This window comes from Mycobacterium sp. (genome assembly GCF_035633495.1).
Classification (GTDB): domain Bacteria; phylum Actinomycetota; class Actinomycetes; order Mycobacteriales; family Mycobacteriaceae; genus Mycobacterium.
The window spans coordinates 39,564-47,208 of the sequence record NZ_DASQEU010000108.1; the positions used below are offsets into that span (position 1 = coordinate 39,564).

The window sequence follows — 7,645 nt, forward strand, 5'->3', positions numbered from 1 at the left end:
CGTCAGGCGTTGAAGAGCGCGGCCGCGCCCACCAGGCCGGCGTCGCCGCGGAGTTCGGCGGGTAGCACGCGCAGACCGCGGATGAAGTCCAGGCCCGCGTAGCGCGTGAGTGCCTCGCGGAGCGGGTCGAACAGCAGCGCGCCGGACTTCGCCACGCCCCCGCCGATGACCACCAGGTCGAGGTCGCACACCGCCGCGACCGAGGCGATCGTGGTTGCGATGGCGGTCGCACCGCGGCGGAAGGACCGTAACGCAACGGGATCGCCCTCGTTCGCCGCGTCGGCGAGCTCCTTCGCATCGGCCTCCGGCGTTGCTGCCCAGCCGTTCTCGCGAGCCCAGCGCGCCAGGTGCGGGCCCGACGCCACCGTCTCGACGCAGCCGTGGCCGCCGCACGTGCAGAGCGCACCGTCGGGGTCGACGACGACGTGGCCCACGTGCCCGGCGTTTCCGGTCCGCCCGTCGTAGGGTGCGCCGTCGAGCACCAGTCCGCCGCCGATGCCGGTCGACACCACCATGCCGAGCATGAACTGCGCATCCCGGCCCGCGCCGCGCCACCGCTCGCCCATCGCCATGCACAACCCGTCGCCGCCGAGTCGCACGGGCAGGCCGGTGGCAGTAGCGACCCTGTCGACGATCGGAAAGTGCTGCCACGCAGTGATGTTGATCGGGCTGATCGTGCCGCCAGGAAGATCGATGGGTCCCGCGGAGGCGACGCCGACCCCGCGTACGTCACCGTCGGCGACGGCCACGGCGTCGGCGAGCAGGCCCTCGGCGACCGACCAGATGGCCTCGGCACCCTCGTGGGGGGTCGGCAGCTGCGCGTGGTGGATCAGGTTGCCGTCGGGGTCGACGAGCCCGACGGCGATCTTGGTGCCGCCGATGTCGAGGGCGAGGGTGCTCATCAGTGTTTGTGGGTGTTGTCGGGTTGCCGGGGGTCACCGGGATGTTCGTATCCGGGCGCCAACTGCACGAGCTGCGCGCAACGCGCGTCGAGCCACCGACGGAACTCCCGGCGACGGGCCGCGGCCAGTAGGTGCTCGGTGATGTCCGTCCGCACGTCGTCTAGCGCGGCTTCTACGGGGCGGCCACGCCAGCCACCGCTTCCGGGCGCACGACCGCCGAAGCGAAATGGGTTGCGGCAGTGGTACTCCCTCACCTCGTCGTCGCGGACCTCGACTCCCGAGGTGACGTGCACGAACAGCGCCCGCGCGAGCCCGTCCGCTAGTGCCGACGCCGCAACGCTGCCGATCTCCAGCCGGGCCGCCACGTCGAGAAGGAGGGCGTCCTCGGTCGGCACACCGTCCGCCGTGAGGCCCACCGCCTCGGCCTCGGCGGCCACCACCCGCGCCGTGACGAGGACCTGGGTGAGCCACCGCCGCAGTTGACGTCCCTCGCTGGTCCCTGGACGCGGCAGTGCGCTCGCCTGCCGCGTCGACCGGAGCCGGTCCTCGCTGGCGTCGACCTCGCTGACGAACACCACGGCGTCTCCCACCGTCGCCACCACGGGGATCATCGGACGACCACCTCGACCGCGGGTGAGTACACCAGATCACCGGCGCAGGCCACCCGAATCAGTGCCCACCACTCGCCGGGTTCCAGCCACGCGGGTGGAGCCACGTCGAACGTCAGCTCGACCGTCCCGCGCGCAGGCAGGTCGGCGCCGATGACGTTGGGCCCCATCCACTCCCACGTCCCCCACGGGCTGATGAGATGCGCCTCGACGGCCAGGTCGGCGTACGCGTCGGTGCCGACGGTGACGCCGACCGTGGCAGTCTCACCCGCCAGTATCTCGACCGGCTCCGGGTCGGTGATCAGCCGGAGCACCCGATCGTCCGTCGCTCCGACCGCGATGACGCAAACGTCCTCCACGACCTGACGCCAGGACGCCGGCAGGGCGCTGCCGGTGACCCCGAGTTCGGCGCGCAACGGGTACAGCCCCGCCGCGGTAGCCGGCGGCATCGTCACGTCGACGACCGACTCGAGGAAATCCCCTGGCGGCAGCATGAACGGCAACTCGTCCATCTCCACCGTCCACCCCGGCGGACAGATCAGCCGCACCTTGCCGTGCAGCGGCACGTCGGTCACGTCACTGACGGCGGTGAGCTGCAGCTGCACGGAGGCATCGGGGTCGACGGCCAGTTGATGCGGGTGCAGGTGCGCGACAGCGGGCAGTCCGCCGAGCGGAGCGGGACCGCGATTGTGCAGCCAGTACCTGGCGTAGAGCGGTTGCGCCGGTTCGGCATCGGGCGCTAGCGTGGTGTCATCGGCCTCGAGCACCCGGGGCAGGTTGAGTTGGGCACCGAACGTGGCGATCTCGTAGCCGTGCAGCGTCAGGACGCCCCCGTGGTCGGCCAGTGGCTGCTCGAGCAGGTCGAGCCGCTGGGGGTCCGACACGGTGCGAAGGCCCGAGCGGATGACGACCTCGGTTGCCCTGCCACGTGTTTCGACCAGGCGGAGGGCGATGCCGTCGGCGGGGTCGACGCGTCGACCGCTGCCGCCCGCAGTGGGGTTGCCGAGGGCCTTGAGTGCGCCGAGGGCCACCTCGCGAGCGGGCTCGACCTCGAGCAGTGCGCCCCACGGCGGCAGGCCACCGGCCGCGGGGTCGTGGTCGGCGGCGACCACCAGCAGCGGGTGGTTGAACTCCGCACTGCGCGAGGGGATGTCGGAGTCGCGCCAGTCCCCGCTGCCGCAGGCGACGGCGTAGTCGAAGGTGTGCGTCCAGTGTTGCAGCTGGAAGTTCGATCCGTCCGGCGCGCTGCGCCGCGGCGGGTCGATCCAGGTGCCGGACGGCCAGCCGGTGCAGGACCGCATGAGCGACGTGTGCAGGGTCCCGTCGCCGTCGACCGCGAAGCTCGGTACGCCGCGGTTGAACACCGCGACGGTGCGCGACTCGAAGTCCTCGAGATCGGTGGGCGCCTCGTGGTCGACGACGATCTCGGCGTCGGCGAGATCGTCTACCAGGGCAGCCACGGCGGCGTCCAGTGCGACCCCGCCGCCAATGACCAACACCGGCAGGGCGTGGACGCCGCGGAGGTCCGCCCCCGGTACCCACACGTCCTTGAGCGGCCGGCCCGCCGGGATCCACTTGCGTTCAGCGACATTGGCGACGGCGTCCCCGCGGAGTACGGCCGCGGTGAAGGCGTTCACTTCGGGTCCGCCGAGGGAGATCCGTACGTCGGGCAGGTTCGAGTCGACGCTGAGATCGCCGTAGCGGGCCGACTCGGCGGTGGTGCAGGTGGCCGTGACGCCCGCCCGTGCCAGGGCGACCATCAGATCGCGGACCAACGGGTTCGCATCGCCGCCGGGCGACACGACTTCGGCGACCGAGATCGCCCGTACGCCGTTGGGCGAGTCGCCGAACCGGACGCGCACCATGGACGACAACCCGAACCAGCCGTACGCGGGGTTGTCCAAGGTGGAGGGAAATTTCTCCGCATCGACCGCTCTGGTCGATCCACGGTCGTGGGTGAGGCCGAAGCCGCGGCCGATCACCGCATCGCCCACTTCGCTGACGGGCATGGCGCCCGGCACGGGGCACGGCCAACGCAGCCGCAGCAGCCGGTCCGCGCCGGTGAAGTCGTCGATCGTCGTGCGGCAGTCCACCCGGTCGAGGCCGTTCCACAGCGTGACGGTCTGGTGGTAGGTAAGCAGGTTTCGGATGCGACCGGTGACGACGATGCGTTCGCCCAGCGCGCTGCGGTAGCGCTGCATCGAGGTGGCGCGCGCACCCGCCGACGTCGTGACCGGGCCCTTGGGCAGGAGATGCCACGGCCCCTCCCCCGCCTTCGGATGTGCCGAGTACTCGTCGTAGACGGCGAGCTCGTTGCCCACGCGGCCGCCCGCGATCAACTCCCGACCGTCGACGGTCAACGAGGACACTCCGCCGCCGCGCGCCGCGTCGACGCGCAGCCGGTAGTGCTCGTTGCCGATTCCGTCGCCCGGCAACGGTTCCCAGCGCGAGGCCGCTTCTCCCGTCACGAATCGGTAGGACCGCCAGCCCAGCGACGGGACGTCACGGGCGAGCCAGCTGATCGAGTGCCCGTCGTGCTCGCTGAGCACGGGTACGGCGTTGCCGTCCGGGTCGACGACCGCACCGTCGAACGGCGCCTCGAAGTGCATCGTGACGATGTCGGTCCTGTTGTGCGCCAGCGGGTTCCACACGACGACGGAGCCGTCGACCGCGGACGACAGCAGGCTGAGCGCGGTGTCGCGCGCCTCGCGTCCGAGCTGCCACGCGTCACGCCAGCCGGTCAGCAGGTCGAGGTATACCTGGTCGGACTCCGAACCGGTGATGGCGTCGTGATGCGCGCCGTAGGCGAGCTGCACCCACGCCTTGGCCAGCGCAGCCTCTGGGTACTTCGCCCCGGCGAGCAACCCGGCGAACACGGCGAAGCGCTCGCCTTCCAGCACGGCGTTCTCCGCCGCGCGGTTGGCCTGTTTGGTGTCGATGTAGGACACGTCCTTGCCCGTGTAGATCGGGTTCATGTCACGGGTCTGGGGTGACGGTGCAGCACCGCGCTCATCGAGTTCGGCTCGTACCGCAGTGAAGAACTCGCTTGGGAGCGCGCAGACGAACCGCGGCCAGGTGTAGCGCGCATTCCAGTCGCGGTGAATCTCGGTGACCCACTTGTTCGGAGGCGTGTAGTCGGTACCGACGGGGAGAAGCACGTTGCGGGTCAGCGCGACCTTCTTCATGTTCGCGAACAGCTCGTAGGTCGCGTGTTCGGCGTCCTCGAGCGAGGCGGACGAATCCATCCACCAGCCGGCCGCGTAGTGCGCGGGCATGTAGTGCGTCAGCAGCCCGCGCCCGGACGGCGCCATCCACTCGAACTCGCTGGCGAACTGCATGCGTTCGGGATCACCATCGCCCGCCATCGGACCCCACTGGTGATGGGGGCCGCGGGCCCACGAACTCGACGTCAGCCCCGCATCGGCGGCCATGCCTGGGAATTGCGGGTCGTGACCGAATACGTCGAGCTGCCACGCCGTCGCCGGGTCGGCGCCCATTACGTCTCGCTGAAAGCCGATGCCGTGTACGAAGTTTCGAATCGCCGTCTCGGGGCTGGTGAGGTTGGTGTTGGGCTCGTTGTAGGTGCCGCCCATCACCTCCACGCGTCCGAGTGCGATCAGCCGACGCAGGTCGTCGCGGTCCTCCGGATTGGTGTCCCAGTACGGCTTCAGATAGTCGACCTCGGCGAGGACGAACTTGTATTCCGGTTCACGCCTTGCCATTTCGAGATGAGCGTTCACCAGCTCGAATCCGTTGGTCTGCCTGCACCGGCCCGGCGGGTCCTCGGTCCAGACGCTCGTGTAGGCGGCCTGGGTGTTCCACCACACGGGGTCGTAGTGGAAGTGGCTGACCATGTGCATCGTCCACCCGGGCTCGGCGACGACGAACTCGAAGTCCACGGCGTTGCGACCGACGTGCACCTGCGCCCGACGTCGCTCGCCGACCACCGGGTCGGTCACTCGCACCTGCACTTCGACGGCGCGGCCCCGGGGTACCGCGTTCACGCTGCGCACCGTCTGCAGCCCCGGCCCCTCGACGCGCACCGGCGTGGGATGCGAACAGAATCGATAGGAAACCCGCACCACTTGGAGCGGTTGGTCGGCGGGGCCGGTGAAGAGCTCCGTCGACTCCGCCGAGGTGACGTGCATGCCGCCACCCTACGTGCGGACGCTGGCCCTAATGAGGCGTTCGGCGACGTCCCGTACCGCGGCCACGACCTCGGGCGGCTCGAGCACCTCGAATTCGACGCCGGGAAGAGCCAGCCATGGCACCATCCGTTCGGGGTCGTCGGCACCGGCGGTGACGATGCACACGTTCGGCCCGTCGTCCTCGATCTCGGCGGACGCGTCTGAGAAGGACTTGGCGACAGTCTCCTTCGACGCCTGATACCGAACCCGCGCGACGTAGCGGTACGGGGAGGCGGTGATGGCGCGCTGCACGTAGCGGGCCGCGTCGGGCGCCTCCCGCGGTCTGAACGTGGTGCCGCGCGCCGTGACGTCGACCATCCGGTCCAGCCGCAGACTGCGCCAATCGTCACGGTCGCGGTCAAAGCACAGCAGGTACCAGCGCCTGCCCGTCGTCACCAGTTGGTAGGGCTCCAGCCGTCGTTCGGTGGTGTTGCCGCTGCGGTCGACGTAGCCGGCGTTCACGTATTCGCGATCGCGGCTGGCCCGCGCGAGGGTCATCAGCACGTCGGGGTCGACCAGTTCGTCCGACTGTCTCGTCGTCAGCGTGGTGGTCGCGTCGTGGACGGCGGCGACCTGCGAGCGCAACTTCGACGGCATCACCTGATCGAGTTTTCGACAGCGCTCGCAGCGCGGATTCGCCGACGCCTGCCACGCTGCCGCCCGCCGCCACCCGTAGACACACCGCCATCGCGACGGCTTCGTCGGGATCGAGCAGCAACGGCGGTAGTGCCGCGCCCGCTCCCAGTTGGTAGCCGCCGCCGTGACCCTTGCTGGCGTGTACGGGATAACCGAGGTCGCGCAGGCGTTCGACGCCGCGCCGAACGCTGCGAGTCGTGACCTCGAGCCGGTCGGCGAGTTCTTCGCCGGTCCACACCCGGCGCGACTGCAACAGGCCGAGGAGCTGCAGCACCCGGCTGGTCGTTTCGGACATGACAAGAGTGTGCCGCACTCTTAGGACTGAAACTGTCCTATATGACTGCGAAGGTAGTCCCATGAGTTCGACGACGACCGACTTGACCGCTCATCTGGCCGAGCAACTCGACTGGCACTGGCAGCACCAGTTGCCGCCCCGCCTGCACGGCCTCACCGACGACGAGTACTTCTGGGAGCCGGTGCCGGACTGCTGGACGGTGCACCGGGACGGCGGCATCGACTCGCGTTCCCACCCCCGGAGCCCGAGCCGCTCACCACGATTGCGTGGCGGTTGGGCCACGTCATCGTCGGCGTCTTGGCGGTTCGTGTGCACTCGCACTTCGGCGGACCGCCCGCCGCCTATGAGACGTGGCACTACGCGACCGACGCCACCACCGCCATGCGCCAACTCGAGAATGCGTACGACGGCTGGATGTCCGGCGTCCGCCACCTGACGGTGGCCGAACTCGAGCGTCCGATCGGGCCCGCCGAGGGGCCGTGGGCAGACAGGCCGATGCTCGACCTGATCCTGCACATCAACCGCGAAGTCGTTCATCACGGGGCCGAAGTCGCCCTGCTGCGAGACCTCTACGCCCACACCATCAACACCAAGGAGAACTGAACATGCCCGCGATGCCGCCACCCGTTGCCGACGAGCGTCAAGCGTTGCGCGACTATCTATTTCAGCAGCAGTATGCGTTCCACGCCATGGCCTTCGGGCTCACCGACGACCAGGCACGCGCGACGCCCACGGTCAGCGCCCTGTCGGTCGGCGCGCTGATCAAGCACGCCACCGGATGCCAGCGCAGTTGGATGCAGCGGGTCGCCTCGGCTCCTGAAGCGCCACCGGCCGACGACCGGCCCGTCGAGGAGCGGCAGGCGGAGTACGCCGACCAGTTCACGATGAGGCCGGACGAGACACTCGCCTCGGTGCTCGAGCGCTTCGCGGCGCAGAGCGACGACACCCTGCGATTAGTCGAGACGGCCGACCTCGACGCGGCGGTGCCCGTGCCGCGCGATGCGCCGTGGTTTCCGA

At 69.8% G+C, this 7,645-nt stretch carries 4 protein-coding genes and 2 pseudogenes; 2 read left to right on the forward strand and 4 right to left on the reverse strand.

What is annotated here, in order from left to right; all coding sequences use genetic code 11:
* Positions 1–2 precede the first annotated feature (2 nt).
* The 4 genes and pseudogenes from VET27_RS16665 to VET27_RS16680 all read right to left on the reverse strand — a co-directional run bounded on the left by VET27_RS16665 (position 3) and on the right by VET27_RS16680 (position 6,628).
* Complete coding sequence (locus VET27_RS16665; protein WP_526520055.1) at positions 3–902, reverse strand: ROK family protein; 900 nt, start codon at positions 900–902, stop codon at positions 3–5.
* Positions 902–1,513: a DUF7158 domain-containing protein gene (locus VET27_RS16670; protein WP_526520057.1), complete on the reverse strand. Its 612-nt coding sequence runs from the start codon at positions 1,511–1,513 to the stop codon at positions 902–904. Before VET27_RS16670 ends, VET27_RS16665 begins: the two co-directional genes overlap by 1 nt.
* Positions 1,510–5,658: a glycoside hydrolase family 38 N-terminal domain-containing protein gene (locus VET27_RS16675; protein ID WP_526520059.1), complete on the reverse strand. Its 4,149-nt coding sequence runs from the start codon at positions 5,656–5,658 to the stop codon at positions 1,510–1,512. Before VET27_RS16675 ends, VET27_RS16670 begins: the two co-directional genes overlap by 4 nt.
* Before the next feature lie 9 nt (positions 5,659–5,667).
* Positions 5,668–6,628, reverse strand: a pseudogene (locus VET27_RS16680) (helix-turn-helix transcriptional regulator).
* 61 nt (positions 6,629–6,689) lie between these two features.
* Between VET27_RS16680 and VET27_RS16685 the strand changes: the two are divergent.
* Together VET27_RS16685 and VET27_RS16690 are read left to right on the forward strand one after the other, a co-directional pair.
* Positions 6,690–7,231: pseudogene (locus VET27_RS16685) on the forward strand (DinB family protein).
* Between the two features lie 2 nt (positions 7,232–7,233).
* Positions 7,234–7,645: mycothiol transferase (locus VET27_RS16690; protein WP_526520061.1), on the forward strand; the 412-nt coding region annotated here is incomplete at its 3' end.